General features: G+C 60.3%; 12 protein-coding genes. 9 read left to right on the top strand and 3 right to left on the bottom strand.

Annotated features, from left to right (window positions below):
* Nucleotide 1 precedes the first annotated feature (1 nt).
* The 8 genes from HP062_RS08065 to HP062_RS08100 all read left to right on the top strand — a co-directional run bounded on the left by HP062_RS08065 (nucleotide 2) and on the right by HP062_RS08100 (nucleotide 10,035).
* Nucleotides 2-1,084 carry a glycosyltransferase gene (locus HP062_RS08065; RefSeq protein ID WP_172791212.1) on the top strand — a complete coding sequence of 361 codons (1,083 nt, stop codon included), beginning with the start codon at nucleotides 2-4 and terminating at the stop codon, nucleotides 1,082-1,084.
* On the top strand, nucleotides 1,081-2,193 hold the full coding sequence (locus tag HP062_RS08070) for a glycosyltransferase (protein ID WP_172791213.1): 1,113 nt from the start codon (nucleotides 1,081-1,083) through the stop codon (nucleotides 2,191-2,193). Before HP062_RS08065 ends, HP062_RS08070 begins: the two co-directional genes overlap by 4 nt.
* Nucleotides 2,190-3,503 (top strand): O-antigen ligase, encoded by a 1,314-nt coding sequence (locus HP062_RS08075; protein WP_172791214.1) that lies wholly within the window; start codon nucleotides 2,190-2,192, stop codon nucleotides 3,501-3,503. Before HP062_RS08070 ends, HP062_RS08075 begins: the two co-directional genes overlap by 4 nt.
* Nucleotides 3,504-3,520: 17 nt before the next feature.
* A complete protein-coding gene (locus HP062_RS08080) occupies nucleotides 3,521-4,474 on the top strand; it encodes a glycosyltransferase family 2 protein (protein ID WP_077749471.1) in 954 nt (317 codons plus the stop codon).
* Nucleotides 4,475-4,489: 15 nt separating this feature from the next.
* Nucleotides 4,490-5,908, top strand: a complete 1,419-nt coding sequence (locus HP062_RS08085; RefSeq protein ID WP_077749472.1) for an oligosaccharide flippase family protein — start codon at nucleotides 4,490-4,492, stop codon at nucleotides 5,906-5,908.
* 30 nt (nucleotides 5,909-5,938) lie between these two features.
* A complete protein-coding gene (gene galE, locus HP062_RS08090; RefSeq protein WP_077749473.1) occupies nucleotides 5,939-6,994 on the top strand; it encodes a UDP-glucose 4-epimerase GalE in 1,056 nt (351 codons plus the stop codon).
* Nucleotides 6,995-6,999: 5 nt separating this feature from the next.
* The gene (locus tag HP062_RS08095) at nucleotides 7,000-8,472 is read left to right on the top strand and encodes a family 16 glycosylhydrolase (RefSeq protein ID WP_172791215.1); all 1,473 of its coding nucleotides are present in this window, start codon (nucleotides 7,000-7,002) and stop codon (nucleotides 8,470-8,472) included.
* Between the two features lie 513 nt (nucleotides 8,473-8,985).
* The gene (locus HP062_RS08100; protein ID WP_172791216.1) at nucleotides 8,986-10,035 is read left to right on the top strand and encodes an acyltransferase; all 1,050 of its coding nucleotides are present in this window, start codon (nucleotides 8,986-8,988) and stop codon (nucleotides 10,033-10,035) included.
* Nucleotides 10,036-10,062: 27 nt separating this feature from the next.
* On the opposite strand, the gene treS is transcribed toward HP062_RS08100, so the two are convergent.
* The 3 genes from treS to HP062_RS08115 all read right to left on the bottom strand — a co-directional run bounded on the left by treS (nucleotide 10,063) and on the right by HP062_RS08115 (nucleotide 14,331).
* Complete coding sequence (gene treS / locus HP062_RS08105) at nucleotides 10,063-12,129, bottom strand: maltose alpha-D-glucosyltransferase (RefSeq protein ID WP_172791217.1); 2,067 nt, start codon at nucleotides 12,127-12,129, stop codon at nucleotides 10,063-10,065.
* 287 nt (nucleotides 12,130-12,416) lie between these two features.
* Nucleotides 12,417-12,779, bottom strand: a complete 363-nt coding sequence (locus HP062_RS08110; RefSeq protein ID WP_172791218.1) for a hypothetical protein — start codon at nucleotides 12,777-12,779, stop codon at nucleotides 12,417-12,419.
* A gap of 148 nt (nucleotides 12,780-12,927) precedes the next feature.
* Nucleotides 12,928-14,331, bottom strand: a complete 1,404-nt coding sequence (locus HP062_RS08115; RefSeq protein ID WP_172791219.1) for an MFS transporter — start codon at nucleotides 14,329-14,331, stop codon at nucleotides 12,928-12,930.
* A gap of 129 nt (nucleotides 14,332-14,460) precedes the next feature.
* Between HP062_RS08115 and HP062_RS08120 the strand changes: the two genes are divergently transcribed.
* Nucleotides 14,461-15,360 carry a LysR family transcriptional regulator gene (locus HP062_RS08120; protein ID WP_172791220.1) on the top strand — a complete coding sequence of 300 codons (900 nt, stop codon included), beginning with the start codon at nucleotides 14,461-14,463 and terminating at the stop codon, nucleotides 15,358-15,360.
* Nucleotides 15,361-15,414 lie beyond the last annotated feature (54 nt).

Genomic DNA, 15,414 nt, shown 5'->3' on the forward strand with positions numbered 1-15,414 from the left:
CATGCACATCCTGTTTATTCTCAAGGATTTCAAGGTGGGCGGCGGCGTCGAGCGCGTCCAGCAACGGCTGTCCGAGCAGTTTCTCAAGGATGGCCAGCGCGTGAGTTTTTTCGTCATGAACGGCGACACGCCGGACACGGAAGGTGTTCAAACGCTCGGCAGCGCCAGCGGCAGCGGCATCGTCGGCCTGCTCAAGTCCATTGTGCAGTTGCGCCGGCTCATTCGCCGTGAAGGCGTCACCCACGTGATTTCCGCCAAGGAGCAAGCCAACCTCTGCGCCTGGTTCGCCACCTTGGGCAGTCCTTGCAAAGTCATTTACAGCCGCCACGCGGCACTGGATTGCACTGAACAGAAAACCGGCCCTTCAAGCCTGCGCCTGCTCTATACGTTGTACCTCTGCGGTAGCGGCAAAGTGGTCACGGTCTCCACCGCCTTGCGCCAGTCCCTGATCGACGTGATGCCCTGGGGTCGGCAACGGATCCGCTATTGCCCCAACGCTGTCGTCACCGAACAACTGCTTCAAGCCGCAGAAGCGCCGTTGTCCGCTGATTTGCCCCGCGACTATTGGTTGAGCCTGGGCCGCCTGGTGGAACCTAAAGGGTTTCATCTGTTGCTGGATGCCTACGCCCTGGCGCTGCGCAGCGAAACACTGCCGGATCTGGTGATTGTCGGTGACGGTCCGTTGCTCGACGCACTGACCACTCAGGCAGCCCGACTGGGCATCACGCACCGGGTGCATTTCACCGGATTCCTGAGCAACCCCTATCCGCTACTGAGGCACGCACGGCTGTTCATTCTGAGCTCCGTGCAGGAAGGCATGCCGACCGTCCTGATCGAGGCGCTGGCACTGGGCACGCCCGTGCTGGCATGCGACTGCGAGACCGGCCCGAGGGAACTGCTGGACAACGGTCGACTGGGTCAACTGGTCGCCGTCAACGACGTACCGGCGCTGGCGCGGGGAATGCTTCAAAGCCTGACCGCACAAAGCGGCGTTGCACCTAGCGCAAAAATGCTCAGTGACGCCATCCATCCGTACACCAGCCAGCACGCCGCGCAAGCGTACTACCAGGTATGGAGCCAATGAAAAAGCTACTGATTATCCTGCATGACCTCGGCGCAGGCGGGGCTGAAAAAATGATGGCGCGCCTCGCCAGTGCCCTGGTGGACGCTGGTAATGACGTGACCTTGCTGTTGCTCACCGGCGGCGGGCTCCATGCGGCGAACCTCGACCCGCGTGTCAAGAAAGTTGAACTGCAAAGCCAACGCACCGCACGTGCGGTGCCGGCACTCGCACGATTTCTGCGCGCCAATCGCTTTGACGCGCAACTGGCGGCCCTCACGCACGTCAACGTGGTGGCGATCGCCGCAGCCGTGCTGTCCGGCACGCTGGCACGCCTGCACGTCAGCGAACGCAATGCGTTTTCCCATGACAAACACGTCAACCCCGACTTCATGGTGCGGGTCGCGTACCTGGTGGCGCCACTGCTGTATCGGCTCATTCCCAACCCGGTGATCTGCGTCTCGCGCGGTGTCGCCCAGGACCTGGTCGATACCACCCTTGCGCGTCGCCAGGACGTGACCATTGCCGACAACCCGGTGCTCGATAACGACTTCCGCGACAAGTCGCCTGGGCCGCCAAGCCACCGCTGGCTGCTGGAAAAAACCGGTTCGGTGATTGTCGCCGTGGGTCGCCTGGTGCCGCAAAAAGGCTTCGACACCTTGATTACAGCGTTCGCCGCGTTGCCGGATTCCGACGCCCGCTTGATCATTTTTGGCGAAGGCCCGCTCAGGGCGCAGTTGCTTGACCAGGCCCGGACGCTGGGCGTGGCGGATCGCTTCGACCTGCCGGGTTACACCTGTGAGCCTCTGGCAGAAGTGGCCGCGGCGGATTGCTTTGTGTTGTCGTCACGCTTCGAGGGCAGTCCCAATGCGCTGGTAGAGGCCTTGTCCACGGGTACACCGGTGGTGGCGACGCGATGCCCCCATGGTCCTCAGGACATCCTCATCGGCGGCCTCGTCGCACCGCTCGTCCCCGTCGACGACCCGATCGCGCTGTCGCAGGCGGTTGCCCTGCAACTCTCCACACCACGGGACCTGCAACGTCATTCCCGCCTGGATGCGGCCACCCGGTTCATGAATGCCAGCGCGGTGCAGACCTACCTCGCCGCGTTGCTCGGGAGTCCATCATCATGAGCACACTGCAGATCAGGTATTCGACGTTGCGCGATGGCTTCACCTTGTTTGGCGTGCTGTTCTACATCCAGGTGATCACGTTTGCCCTCAGTCTGGGGGGCGCCTCCAGCTTCGGCGACATCGATAAAGACCTCGAAGGCAACGTCGCCAACCAGATCTGCGGCCTGATCACACTGTTGGTGCCCTTGTTCTTCTTCATCCGCAACAAGGTGTTCCTCAGCAAAACCTTTTACCGCAGCAACTTCTTTCTGCTGGTGTTCATGCTCTGCGTCATCGCATCGATCGGCTGGTCCCACGACCCGATGCTGAGCCTCAAGCGGTTCATCGCGATGCTCAGCGTGGTGTTTTTTGCCGGTTTCATAGCCTACAACTACCCCCTTGAAAAAATCACCTTCATGCTCGGCTGTGCCATCGGCGTGGCGGCGTTGATCGGATTGATACTCGCCGTGGTCATGCCGGGCGTCGCGTTCTTGTCCGGTGGTATTCGCGACGGCGCATTCAAGGGTATTTTTGCCGAAAAGAACGCCGGCGCCCGGCTCAACGCGATCGCCATCCTGCTGTTGCTGCCGATGATCCGCCAACGCAACCGCTGGGCCCTCTTCTGCTCGTTTTTTTCGCTGATTGCCATCCTGCTTGCCCAGTCGGCGACAGGCGTGGCATTGATTCTTTCCGGCACGTTGAGCTACTGGTATTTCCTCACCCTGATCCGCCTGCGTATCAACCGCTCGCAGTGGCTGTTCTTCGGTTGCACGCTGGTGTTCCTGCTGGTTTGCCTGCTGCTGTACAACCACCTTGCGTGGCTGCTGGAGATCGCCGGCCGCGATCCGTCGCTCACGGACCGCACGCTGATCTGGGAGCTGCTCGCGCCCTTTGTCGACCAACAATGGCTCAAGGGTTACGGCTTTGGCGCCTTCTGGGCCAGTCCCGACGCCAATGCGTTCATCCTTCGCTGGGGCTACATCGGCAACGCCCACAGCGGCTACATGGAGACCCTGCTCAACGGCGGCGTCATCCAGTTGACTGCACTGGCGTTGCTGCTGGGCGAAGCGCTGTTCAAACAATACCGCGCCGTGACGGCGAACCAGGCGGCGCAGTTTCGCGCCAGTGCCCTGGTGATCATCGGCTTGTTCGTCGTCACCAATTATGTGGCGTACGTGATTCCCAACTACCGCTCCGCCGAGTTCCTGGTGTTCTGCACCCTGGCCCTGTCCTTTCGGCGTCACCACGCGACCTACCCCGAATTATCACCGACACCCCTGCGCCAGCGTCCGTCTGGCGGGGGATTCCCGCGCGATTCAGCCCAGGCGTAATCAAAGGAGAAACACCCGTGTCAGACCAAACCTCCCCTCTAGCGCATTCAGTGTGCGTCGTAATCCCGATGTACAACGGCGCCGGCAGCATCGAGCAAACGCTGACGTCCCTGGTCGAGCAAACCCGGCTGCCCGATCACGTGATCGTCGTCGACGATGGCTCCACCGATGACGGCCCCCAACGGGTCAAAGACTTCGTGGCGCCGTTTCGCCTGACGCTGTTGCAGCAAGCCAACGAAGGCCAGGCCAGCGCCCGCAACCACGGATTGCGGCACTCGGAAGAGACGTTTGTGGCGATGCTCGATGCCGATGACCAATTTCGTCCACAAAAGCTGGAGCTGCAACTGGCCCTGTATGACGAACTCACTCGTCAGGGACGGTCGGTGGGGCTGATCGACTGCTACACGCAGGTCAATTACAGCGACGGCCGGCGGCAACTGGACAACCGGCGCAAGAACGGCCGGCATTTCTACGATTTCATCCACGCCAACGTCGTCAATGGCGTCTCCACCGCGCTGGTCAAGCGCGAGGTGATCATGCAACTCGGCGGCTTCGATGCCAGCCTGCGTTACTCCGAAGACCGCTACATGTGGACCCGGATTGCCGAACACTGGGAGATCCACACGGTGCCGCAGGTGCTGCTGGAGCGCACGGTCAACGGCGGCAACATGACCGCGCAGCCGAAGAAGTACTACCAGAACAAGATCCGGTTCATCGAGGTGTACCTGGCGCGCTATGGCGCGCAGCTCAGCAAGCAGCAACGGATCGATTTCGTGCTGGGCAACCACACAGATTTTCTCAATGCCTTTTCCCGACGCGACGAGCATGCCGAGGTGCTCGACGTGTACCGGCGAATGCTTGAGTGCTCCTGGCAAGCACTGATCTTCGCCAACGGCAAACCGACCTTGCGCTACCTCTATGCCCGCGCCAGAACCTTGCGCAAGGCGACGGCGTCAACCACCGCTCATTGAACCGGTCCCACACCCATGGCCAATCATCGCCTCATTACCCTAGGGTGGATCTTCACCGAGAAATTCGGCCTGATCTTCCTGTCCATGATTACGTTTGTTGTGTATGCCAGGCTGCTGTCGCCGGCAGAACTGGGTGTGGGCACGGTCATCATTGCCATCGTCGAGTTGATCGGCCTGGTGTACTCATCGGTTCTGGAAGACCCGCTGGTACGACTCGAACGGCTGGAGGACAAACACATCACCACGGCCTTCTGGGCGGCGGTGCTCGTCAGCCTGGTGTCCATCGTCGTCATCTCGGGCGCAGTGATGCTGTACACGCCCGACCCGGTGCTGCAATGGATGACGGCGGTGGCCTCGGTGAAAATCCTGTTCACCATGATGGCGCGCGTCTACGTGGCGCAGATGCGCCGCAACGGCAACTTCAAGATGCTGGCGTCACGCACGTTACTGGGCAAGGTGTTTGGCGGTGTTGCCGGCATTGCTGTCGCACTCTGGGGGCTGGGGGCATGGGCGGTAATTGCCCAAGCGGTGATCATGGAACTGGTATCCATCATCGTGTTGATGCTAGGAGACCGGCGCCGCATTGCCTTCCATATCGATGGTCCGGTCTTGCGCGAACTGTTGAAGTCCGGCGCACCGGTTGCCATCAACGCACTGAGCTCACAAACACTTCAGCGCGGGGTCAACGTGGTGCTCGGGATGACGGCCGGCGTCAACGCGGTCGGAATGTTCAACATGGCCATGCGTATCATCGAGCTGCCGCGCACTGCGATTTACAACGGTCTGTTGAGCTATGCGCTGCCGGCATTCGCCCGGCGTAGCGCGGAGCCGTCGCGGCTCCTGGGGATCATTGGCGATTCCACCGCCGTCAGCGGCTTTCTGTTGACGCCCCTGTTCATTGGCATCGCGCTCACGGCAAACGACCTCATCCCGTTGATATTCGGCGCCAAGTGGACCGACGCCATTCCCCTGCTGCAAGTGCTGGCCTGCACGGCGGCCATTGGCAACACCGCCATGTACGCCACGACGGCACTTGTGGCAGTCAACCGCAGCCACCTCACGATCAAGGCTGAAGTGGCAACCACCGTTCTCGCGCTGGCGCTGGTCTACACCCTCGGCAACCTGTATGGCGGCATGGCCGCTGCCCTTGCTCTGCTGGCGCGGATGCTGATCATCACGCCGCTGCAAATCCGTGGGCTCATCGCAGCCATCGGTTACGGCTGGCAGCGGTTCTTCGACTCCAATTACCGCAGCGTGATTGCTTCGGTCGTCATGGCCGCAACCGTCCTGTCTGTTTCACCGCAGCTGGGTTTGCACGGCTATCTGCACCTGTTCTGCAACATCGTGGTTGGCGCGCTGAGCTATGCCGTGGCGTATAGCGTCATGCACCCGCGCTGGCCGCAAGAATTCAAATCGGTTTTCACCGCCCGCTGAATTCAATCCCTGAGACAGGAAGACCTCACCATGCGCAAAACTACGTTGATTACTGGCGGGGCCGGCTACATCGGTTCCCATACCGCGTTGGCGCTCATCAACGCCGGGCACAATGTGCTGGTGCTCGACAACCTGTGTAACAGCTGTCGAGAGTGCATCGGGCGTCTTGAGTTGCTGACCCACACCCGTGTCGATTTCGTCAATGGCGATATTCGCGACCCCATCCTGCTCGACGATATCTTCAGCCGCTACGACATTGATGCCGTGGTGCACTTTGCCAGCCTCAAATCCGTAGAAGAAAGCGTGCGCAAACCACTGGACTACTACGCCAACAATGTCGCCGGCACGCTCAACCTGTGCCGGGCGATGGCGCGCAATAACGTGTTCCAGCTAGTGTTCAGCTCATCGGCCACGGTGTACGGCGAGCCCACACGCACGCCGATTGCCGAAGATTTCGGCACTGGCAAGCCGGTCAATCCCTATGGACGCACCAAGCTCATGATCGAGGAGTTGCTCACCGATCTGTGCCACTCCGATCCGCGCTGGAGCATCGGGTTATTGCGCTACTTCAACCCGATTGGCGCGCACGAAAGCGGGATGATCGGCGAAGATCCCAGAGGCCGACCCAACAATCTGTTGCCCTGCCTGACGCAGGTGGCGATCGGACGAATGCCCGAACTCACGGTGTACGGGTGCGACTACCCAACCGTGGACGGGACGTGCGTGCGCGACTACATCCACGTGGTCGACCTTGCCATCGGCCACCTCAAGGCGCTTGAGGTGTTGCACCACCACAGCGGCATCAATTTCTGGAACCTGGGCACTGGCATTGGCTACAGCGTGCTGCAGATCATCCAGAGTTTCGAGGACATCACTGGCATCACCATTCCCTACCGTTTCGCACCGCGACGCGAAGGTGACATCGCCAAATGCTGGGCCGATCCCAGCAAGGCCGGGCGGGAACTGGGCTGGACCGCGCAGCGCGATCTTCAACAGATGATTATCGATACCTGGCGGTGGCAGTCGTGTAATCCGCAGGGGTATCAGTCTTCATTCGAAACGCCAGTGCTGAGTGCCGTGAAGTGAAGCCGATGTTTAATGCCTCTGTGCTGGCCCTGCTGCTGTCGGTGTCGATGGTTTGCAACGCCGCACAAGCGCCCCCCGGTCTACCCACCACCGGGCTCGTGCTGTGGCTGGATGCGGCCGATGCATCATCAATGACCCTGGATGCGCAGAACCGTGTCCAGCACTGGAGCGACAAATCCGGCGAGTCCCATCACGCCACAGTGGACGATGCCGCCTCGCAGCCACAGCGGATGGCAAACGCCCTGAATGGTCATTCGGTCGTGCGCTTCAGTGGCGTGTCAGCGTTTGTGGGTAAAACCATTCGCAGCGCCAAAGGCCCTGTGACGGTATTGATTGTGTCCCGTCGATTGCCCGAGCAAGCCGAGGCCGATCCCTGGCAACGGTTGTTCAGCTCACGCCCACAAACCGCCCACAACGATAACGTGTTGCCGAACTTCGCCATCAGCCTGCAACAGACCACCGCGTATGTGCCGACCGTCTCCGTCCTGGAGCTTTACGATGTGCCGATTGGTCCGTATGCCGTCGGGCGCAATGTGGTCGGCAATGCCGACAACTTTCGCGGCGACATCGCGGAAGTGTTGGTGTACGACCGTGCGTTTGCCTCCCTCGCAGAACGCCAGCGCGCATTTCAGTACCTGGCGGATAAATGGTCAGTTGCCATTCCCAAACAGGCCGATACCTGGACCCGTGTCGGACCGCTGGGCCGATTGCCGGCCCAGACCAACGCCAACCTGCCGCTGTCCGATCAGGTCAATGCCGGCCAGTGGGTGCTCGACACGAAACTGTCCGACGACTTCAATGGCACCACCCTCGATCTCGAACGCTGGCACGTCAACAACGCCATAGGGAACGAGTCGCTCGGACGCAAACCGGCACTTTTCACCCCGGCCAATGCCAGCGTCCACAATGGCAACCTGAACATTGTTTTTCGCAAGGAAACCCTGCCGCAGAAATACGTACAACTCGGTTTCAAGGACTACACCTCAGCGATGGTCCGGACCAACGAGCGCGGGTTCTACGGGTATTACGAGGCACGCGCCAAACCCATGAACTCGGCCGGTTCCAGCGCCTTCTGGCTCGCGTGGACGGGCATGGCGGACAACGCCACCGAGATCGACATCTTCGAAATCGGCGGTAAGACGAAAAACGCAGCGTTAGACCGTTCGTACAACATGAACGCCCACCTGTGGGCCACGCCGCGTAGCACCGAGCATATCGCCGACGGCAGCGTCTGGATCAGTCCCTGGCGCCTGGCGGATACCTTCCATGTCTACGGCTTCGACTGGCAGCCCGACACCCTGCGTTGGTACGTCGATGGCGTGCTGGTCAGGGAATCGAAAAACAACCATTTCTTCTTCCCGATGCAGGTTGTGTTTGACAGTGAGGCCATGTGGCAGTGGTTCGGCGTGGTCGACGATGCTGACCTGCCCTCTACCTTCCGCGTCGACTACGTCAAGGTGTGGCAACGGCGTCGATAGCCATTCAACCGTCGCCTGGCTGACGTCGGCTCAAGTGATAGATACGACCTGTTTATCCTGACAGCGCCACCGCCCTGAACTTTCTTTCGACCGCAGGGGTCGACCGCGTTCCAGCCTCCTCCGTGCCACCGACGATTCCCGTACCGGGCGTCTCAACCGGCTCACGGCGACGGTTAAATAACAAAAATGGATGATCACGATGAATTGCCTTATCTGTGTCGGCGTGGCGGAACGCATTCAGTGTCAGGGCCCGTGGGAGGAAAGGGATTGCCCGGACTGCGGGCGCTATCGGGTGTCCGATGAGCTCCTTTTGAACTTGATGGATCAGGGCCAGATCTTCGATATAGACAAAACCAGACGTTGGCTCGACAGCCGACGCAAAGAAGAAGGCATGACACCTTCAATAGAACTCCACGAAGCGCTACTGCTGCTATAGCGTTCAGCCCGGGTCAAATTTCAATCGGCAACGTGGTCAGTTTCCATTCAGCGCTAACACGTCTGGAGCGCATAGACATGATCAAAGGCCGGCTGAAAGAACTGGACTTGCTGCGTTTTCTCGCGGCAATCGCAGTCGTGTTTTTTCACTATGCTTTTCGGGGGTATGCAAAAGGCGACATGTCAGTAATGCCCTACCCGTTGTTGGCCGAGCCTGCCAAATACGGTTATCTGGGCGTCGAACTGTTTTTCATGATCAGCGGATTCGTCATCCTGATGACCGCTTCGGGCAATAACCTCAGGGCATTTTTTATATCCCGTGTCGTTCGTCTCTGCCCTGCTTTCTGGGTGTGCTGCACCCTGACTTTCCTGATCACGCTTGCCATCGGCCGGCCAAGATTCACGGCTGATATTTACCAATACATGATTAACATGACATTCCTTGGCGACTTGATGGGTGTGCCACCGATTGACGGGGTCTACTGGTCGCTGTTTGTCGAAATAAAGTTCTACCTGATGATCTCCATTCTGTTGGGCTTCAAGAAAATAGAAAAAATAGAGACCTTCCTCGTACTGTGGCTGTTGGTCTCCGCCACCGCAGAAGTCCTGGCTTTTGAAAAGCTGCGCTCGATATTAATTACCGATTACGCGGCCTATTTCATCGCGGGCTCGACGTTCTACATTATCTGGGCCAAGGGATTCACAACGACACGGGTGCTCCTGTTGGCAGGGTCATTGGCATTGGCCAACTACACCGCCATTGCCTGGGCCCAACTGCTCGAATCAAAATATTTAACCGAATTCGATCTTCTGATCGTATGCGGCATGGTTACCCTGTTCTTCATGACCTTTCTTTTGATCGCAACGAATAAAACGGCAGCCATCGGTGCATTGAACTGGACGGCATTAGGCGCGCTCACTTATCCCCTTTACCTGCTCCATCAAATGATCGGCTTTATGATCTTTAACCTTGCCTATCCGGCGATGAACCCGCACGTACTACTGTGGGGCACCATCGCCTTGATGATCAGTGCGTCTTACATCATCCACAAAAAGATAGAAACGCCCATGGCCAGGCAGATCAAGAAAATCCTTTCATTGTCCTTCAAGCGTGTCGAAGCTGATTAGCGCCCACCTGGGCGCCAACCGACGCCCTCAAATCATCGGCGAAGTGCTCACGACGCGCAGTGCCAACCCTTCGTAGGCATCCAGCGTAATGGTGAAATCACCCTCAGGCGTGAGATCACCTTCGACTCGCTCGTTGATGATGTCGACCACCGGGCCCGGCGCAATATTGGGCAGGTGCAAGGTTTCGGTGATCGGCGTCGAGCCGAAGTTCAGCGCAGTGATTTGCGTGCCTTTACCGGCCGGCAATTCGTGGACCATGACCAGCAGGCCCGGGTGCTGGACATCGGGAATCAGGATCTGCCGACTGGCGGCGATATCGTAAGCGCGGCGCGCGGCGAGGATCCTCTTGAGTTGCGAGACGAACGAATCCGAGTCCTTCAACTGGCTGGGCAGGCTGCCGTACAAAGTTATCGGCCGTGGCATTTGCCCTGCGGACAGCGGTGCGTCCGGATTGAGGTCCACCAGGTCGTAGGCGCCACGATGAATCCAGCGCGTGTCGCCGTCACCCATCAAATGCTCAACCTGTTCCGCGGGCAACGGCAGCGCGCCGACCAGGTCCCAGCCGGACAGCGCAAACACGCCCGGTTGCATGGCGTTGTACATCACCAACAGCAAATGCACCTGGCGAATCTGTTGGATGTCCGCCTCGGTGATCGCGTCGAGATCACGAATCCCCAGCGCTGCCGTGATGATGCTGGCGGTGGTGCAAGACACGCCGTTGGTGACAAATTTCAGGTTGTAGGGCGCGTGCTCGCCCGCCAGACGTTCGTACATCTGCTCGCGAATGTGTTCACGCAGGATGTTGCCCGGGAAGCTCTGGCCCTGATAGAGGTAGGTGTCATGGGCGTGCAGCGTCCAGAAATGCACCAGCTCCAGGGTCAGCTCGTCGTGGTTTTGCAAGGCATGGATCAGCGACCCCGGGTCGATGCCGAGGGTGTGCATCTGCCGCAGCATCAAGCGCAGGAACTCGGTGTCGCCCATCAGCAACGCGTGCTGGTAGGCCGGTCGGGTGATGAAGTCATAGGAAAGGTCGGCGCCGCCGTGGGACATGTTGGCGATGTCGTCGACGGTCAGGTTGAGCTCCTGGAAACTGAAACCGCCGGCCTTGCGGATCGCCCCGGCCAGCAGCTGGTTACCGGTGATCGATAACGGGTGGCTTTCAGACCAGGCCGTACCGTCGAGCTTGCGCTCCACGCCGAGGAATCCGTTGGCGTCCAGGCGCAGGATTTTCGCGCCCATGACGTCAATGGCGTGCAGCGCATCGCCGATGATCATCTGCTGCGCGGCGAAGGTCGGGTCCAGCCAGTTCAGCGACGGCTGCCCTTCCTTGAAGTAATGCAGATAGACCCAGCGTCGCGGCTTGCCATCGACGCCGATCACGATTGGCGTCGCGCTCCAGTCGGTCTCCTTGACCCCGGGTTCGAAGAAAATCACCCGTTGCAACTGGCCGACGATGTAGTGCTTGTCCCGGAGCACGTCGACCTGCAGCGGACTGAGATTTTGTGCATCACGGCCATCGGCGATGTCCGGCAGCAACGGCCAGTCCTCTTCGCGGATTTCGACCATGTGGTAGAGGCCCGGATAGTCTTCATAGGCCATCTCGGCCAGGCGGAAGTCTGCGCCTTTGCCGGTGTGCGAAGGGATCACGTCATCGATGATCACCGCATTGTGCGCGGCGGCCATGCGCACCAGCGCCTGGAGCTGCGCCTCGGTGCCCAGTTCCGGGTCGATCTCGAAACTGACGCGGTCAAAATTGCCGTCAATGGTCGGCGTGCGTTGGGTGCCTGTCAGGCCGCCCGACATTTTCAGCGGCCCGTTGTGAATGCCCTGGATGCCGATTTTCGACAGGGCATGCCATAAGGTTTCATCGCCCAGGGCTTCCAGCACGCTGCCGTCTTCGCGGGTGATGATGGACGCCGGGTAGGCGGTGAACCACACCGAGGCCAAGGCGGAAGCATCACGAGGCCGGGTATGGGCGTAAGGCTGTTGCCACAGTCGACCTTGCCCCGAATAGAGCTTGGCCCGCTGCCTGGCGGCATGCAGCATCGATTGTTCAACCAGCCAGGTCACATGGTTTTTGTCAGCCGCGGTCATAAAAGCAATCACCTGTTGTCGGGGAAAAAGTGCGCGTGGCCATCCCATGCGTACCTGCACCGATGGACCCGTCCTTTTCATATGAGGCCCTGGGTCGGCATTCGTTGCATCACGCGGTGACGATTCAGAATCCGCTTGCTGTTGCAAGTCATACCTGTGGGTGAATCCTTAACACCTATATATCCCTTCGAAGCAACCTAGGCATAAGTGACGTAATTTCGCCTCTGTTTAAGATACAGACGTCAAATGCCAAGGCTTGACCGGACCCAAAAACGTCCAGGCTCAAGTCAATTCGACGCTGACGTCGGATCGCCGAACCACACGCTAGCGCTGCCGGCGGCAGCCGGGCAGGCGGAGATCGGGATGCAACGGCCCCTTTGGTCCAACACGCCGCTGATAAACCCGCTGACCAACACCTTGCCGAGGGCGGTGCTGATCGCTTGAGAGAACGGCAGCTGGCATCGGATGGCTCCGATCATCTGAAGCAGAACAGCCTTGCCTACGGTGCCAACAGCAATATGCGCGGTACGCGTGTAGCGGAAGGCGGGTCTGATCGTTTGATGCAGAAACGTGTTGCCGACGGTGGCTTTGACTTCGGTTCCGACACGAACTCGGACTTCTGCTACGCCTGCCGCTGATCGAGCACCCATTCAATGCTCGACAACAAAGCCCCTCACCACAAAAGCTCCACGCTCAGGTGAACAGCAAGACGTCTACAAGGGGCTTTTTCAGTTCCTGAATAACGCTTCCCAAACGCCCGCCAACCCGTTTTTTTGGCGGGCGTTTTTTTCTTCTGCGTTACGCCACCACGGGTTCTCTTTTCAGCGCGGGCAACGCAATGGCGAACGCCAGGCCAATCAGCCCCGCCGCGACCGCAAAGGTGATCGCCATACCGTGGGCGACCGCTTCCGGGGCTGCATGGGTGATGTCGGGCGTCGAGGACGCCAGCGCAAACACCGCGCCCATGACCGAGGCGCCGGTGATGAGGCCGAGATTGCGTGACAGGCTCAACAGTCCGGCAATGACACCGCGCTGATCCTGGCTCACATCGGTCATGATCAACGTGTTGTTGGCCGCCTGGAACAGCGCATAACTGGCAGTCATCACTGCAATCGGCGCGAGGTAGCCGATGATGCCGACACGCGCCGGGATCAGTGACAACACGCACGCGCCGAGCGCCATCGCGACGAGCCCCGCCACCGTCATGCGCCGGGCGCCTAAACGATCCACCAGGCGACCTGCAGGGACGCCAGCCAATGCAGCCACCAGCGGACCGACGGACAACGCGAGCCCGACCAACGCGGCATTCAAACCGAGGGCGCCCGAGAGATAAAACGGCCCGACCACCAGCGTCGCCATCATCACCGTCGAGACCAGCATGCTCATGGCCAGGCTCGCGCTCAATCCCCGATCACGCAACAACGCCAGTTTGATCAGAGGCGATGCAACTGTCGCCTCGACGAACAGGAAAACGCCTGCCCCGGCAACAGCGATGAGCAATAACGCAAGGTTCAGCGAACCCCAATCGCCTTCGCCCCATGTCATGGCCAGCGCATACGCACCGAGCGTCAGGGCCAGCACCAGCGTGCCGAGCAGATCGAATGCGCCGCGCTGAACCTTCGGCGCTTGGCGATCGGCGGGCAAATAGCGATAGGCGAGCACAGCGTTCAAAACACCCAGCGGCAGGTTGACCAGGAAAATCGCCTGCCAGCCGAAGCCGGAAATCAACACGCCGCCGAGCGACGGCCCCAGCGTGGTGCCGATCGCCGACACCGTGCCGAGCAATCCCATGGCGCTGCCGGTCTGCGCCTTGGGCACCGTCTCACCGACCAACGCCACGGTGAGCGCCAACATGATCGCGGCGCCCAGACCTTGCACGGCCCGGGCGGCGACCAGCCACCCCAGCGACGGCGCCAGGCCGCACGCCAGCGAAGCCAACGTAAAAATGGCAATGCCGGCCAGCATCAAGCGGCGACGCCCGACGATGTCGCCCAAACGCCCAACACTGACGATCAAGGTGGTTATCGCGAGCAGATAGGCCAGGACGATCCACTGCACTTGCTGGAATGAAGCGTCCAGTGCCTGGGACAAGGTGGGCAAGCCTGCATTGGCGATGCTGGTGTCGAGCGAAGGCATCAGCATCGACAGCGAGAGGCTGGCCAACGCCCAGCGGACCGAACCGGTAGATGCGATAAGTTTCATGGTAGGGCTCACTTGTGAACTGTTGACCTTCAGCGTATGCCGGCGCCTGACAAGGCGGAAGACGCACCGTTTGCACTTGATACCTGCATACAACGCCATGTCACCATCCGGCCGTGCTAACGTTAAAGCATGACGACTCCCGACCTGAACCTGCTGATTACCCTCGACGCGCTGCTCACAGAAGGCAGTGTGGCGCGTGCCGCCCAACGACTGCGGCTGAGCCCGTCGGCGATGAGCCGGGCGCTGGCGCGACTGCGTGAAACCACCGGCGATCCCCTGCTGGTCCGCGCCGGTCGCGGCCTGGTGCCGACACCCCGGGCACTGGAACTGCGCGAACACGTCAGCCAACTGGTGCAGCACGCCGAAGCGGTACTGCGCCCCGCCGAGCAGCTCGACCTCAAGTACTTGGTACGCACCTTCACCCTGCGCACCAGCGACGGCTTTGTAGAAAACTTCGGGCCGGAGTTGATTGCTCGCCTCAGCGAAGAAGCACCGGGGGTACGGCTGCACTTTTTGCAGAAACTCAACCAGGACAGCACCCTGCTGCGGGACGGCACGGTCGATCTGGAAACCGGCGTTGTGGCGGACACCACCAGCCCGGAAGTGCGTACCCGCGCGTTGTACCAGGACCGTTTCATCGGCGTGGTACGGCCGGGGCATCCACTGAGCAAGGGCAAGATCACGCCCGCCCGGTATGCGGCCGGCCGGCATGTCCTGGTCTCGCGGCGCGGACGGGACCAAGGGCCAATGGATGATGCGTTGGACACGCTTGGACTGACCCGTGAGATCGTCACCATCGTAGGCGGTTTTTCCGCAGCCCTGGCGTTGGCCCGGGCCTCGGACCTGATCGCGACGGTGCCCGAACGCCACACCCACACGCTGCGCGCCGGCCTCCACTGTTTTCCCCTTCCGGTCGCCACGCCAGTGATCACCGTTTCAATGCTCTGGCACCCGCGAATGGACGCCGATGCCGCGCACCAGTGGTTGCGCGGATGTCTTCGGGCGGTGTGTGCGGGATCGCTGGATTAGCAAACTGATTTTTGTCGCCGCCGGGTCTAGACTCTATGCGTTGCTTCGGGCCAC

It is taken from the genome of Pseudomonas sp. B14-6 (assembly GCF_013260315.1).
Taxonomy (GTDB): Bacteria; Pseudomonadota; Gammaproteobacteria; order Pseudomonadales; family Pseudomonadaceae; genus Aquipseudomonas; species Aquipseudomonas mandelii.

Bases quoted from the DNA above. Each gene is read 5' to 3' on its own strand.
- HP062_RS08065 (WP_172791212.1), top strand. From the start codon at position 2: ATGCACATCCTGTTTATTCTCAAGGATTTCAAGGTGGGCGGCGGCGTC.
- HP062_RS08070 (WP_172791213.1), top strand. From the start codon at position 1,081: ATGAAAAAGCTACTGATTATCCTGCATGACCTCGGCGCAGGCGGGGCT.
- HP062_RS08075 (WP_172791214.1), top strand. From the start codon at position 2,190: ATGAGCACACTGCAGATCAGGTATTCGACGTTGCGCGATGGCTTCACC.
- HP062_RS08085 (WP_077749472.1), top strand. From the start codon at position 4,490: ATGGCCAATCATCGCCTCATTACCCTAGGGTGGATCTTCACCGAGAAA.
- galE (WP_077749473.1), top strand. From the start codon at position 5,939: ATGCGCAAAACTACGTTGATTACTGGCGGGGCCGGCTACATCGGTTCC.
- HP062_RS08095 (WP_172791215.1), top strand. From the start codon at position 7,000: ATGTTTAATGCCTCTGTGCTGGCCCTGCTGCTGTCGGTGTCGATGGTT.
- HP062_RS08100 (WP_172791216.1), top strand. From the start codon at position 8,986: ATGATCAAAGGCCGGCTGAAAGAACTGGACTTGCTGCGTTTTCTCGCG.
- treS (WP_172791217.1), bottom strand. From the start codon at position 12,129: ATGACCGCGGCTGACAAAAACCATGTGACCTGGCTGGTTGAACAATCG.
- HP062_RS08110 (WP_172791218.1), bottom strand. From the start codon at position 12,779: ATGGGTGCTCGATCAGCGGCAGGCGTAGCAGAAGTCCGAGTTCGTGTC.
- HP062_RS08115 (WP_172791219.1), bottom strand. From the start codon at position 14,331: ATGAAACTTATCGCATCTACCGGTTCGGTCCGCTGGGCGTTGGCCAGC.
- HP062_RS08120 (WP_172791220.1), top strand. From the start codon at position 14,461: ATGACGACTCCCGACCTGAACCTGCTGATTACCCTCGACGCGCTGCTC.